This is a genomic window from Streptomyces sp. NPDC005070 (assembly GCF_053600395.1).
The window spans coordinates 1-1,288 of record NZ_JBSFZS010000535.1 but is presented as its reverse complement, the minus strand read 5'-3'; the positions used below and the strand labels follow the sequence as shown (position 1 = coordinate 1,288).

At 70.0% G+C, this 1,288-nt stretch carries 1 protein-coding gene; it reads left to right on the top strand.

The window, feature by feature from the left end; all coding sequences use genetic code 11:
- Nucleotides 1–505: 505 nt before the first annotated feature.
- A partial coding sequence (locus ACWEBX_RS40915) for a class I SAM-dependent methyltransferase (RefSeq protein WP_451889749.1) occupies nucleotides 506–1,288 on the top strand: 783 nt, incomplete at its 3' end.

Sequence of the window (1,288 nt, the reverse complement as noted above, 5' to 3'; positions counted from 1 at the left end):
GACAGGAATCCGTCAGCCCACTGCCGTCGGAGTTGCCCTGGATTACGGAATCCGAAGAAGCCGTGGTCTCCGGCTTCGGCGGGATCTTCATGAAGGCGTTCGAGCTGGTCCAAGTCTCTCTCGGTGACGGGGCGCAGGTGAATGTGATCAAGGTTCAGCATGCTCACAGGGTACGAGGCGGCATGCGCCGGCCCTCATCCCGTCCCGGCCCGTGGGGCGCCGACGCGCCTCGTGGCCACAAGTCCGGCGGTGGTGACGCCTGGGAGGGGCGCCATAATCCGGGGGTGACACCGACCGCGCGGCAGCTCGCCCTGGCCACCTCGGACCATCAGCTCCTGCTCGAACGTGCAGCCCCTGCGCGGGACCGCCGTCGTTCAGGCGACAGTCCGGCTTCCCCGCCGATCGCGGCCCGAGGGTATGCCAACGCTTGTGACGCTGCTGGCACAAGGGCCACAAGGGCCTCTTCCTCAGGCCAGGGCAGCGTCCGAACGGTAAGAGTGACCCCATGAGCGAGCGTACGGCCAGTCGAACAGCGGTACTGGTCTGCCAGGGGAGGGCAGCCGCGAACGGGCGGGCCGCGGAGGGCCGGTTCGCTGATCCGATGGCGGAGCAGCTGCTGCGGGCCGAGGAACGTATCCCCGTGGACCAGGTCCGCGCGGGCACTCCCCCGACGGGCTGGAAGGAGCGCACTGTCTACGAGAGCGTACGGGCGTGCGCGGAAGTGGTCGTGCCACGCACCCTGGCCATCGACGAGGCACTGCGCGCACAGGTGAGGGACCAGCTCGTGATCCTCGGCGCCGGTCTGGACACTCGAGCCTGGCGTATGCCCGAGCTCGCGCGGACCGATGTGTGGGAGGTCGACCATCCGGCCTCCCAGCGGGACAAGCAGACCCGCCTCCCGGCGCAGTCGGCAGCCCTCGCCCGGTCGGTGCGGTTCACACCGGTCGACTTCGCCGTCGACGACCTCGGGACAGCGTTGGACGCCGCGGGGCACGACCCGTCCGCGCCTACGACATGGCTGTGGGAGGGCGTGGTCCCCTACCTCACACGCGACGAGGTACGCGCCACGGCGGCCTCTGTCGCAGCCCGGACGGCTCCGGGCAGTACGCTCGTCGTCAACTACCAGGCCCCATCCGCGAGGGCGGCCGCAGGCCGGCTCCTGACACGCGTCCTCGGCAGTTCCGTCACATCCGGCGAGCCGTGGCGCTCGCTGTGGAGGCCGCGACAGTTGGCCGCGCTCCTCGCCGAACACGGTCTGCGAGTGGTTTCGGACGACAACCTCCTCGAC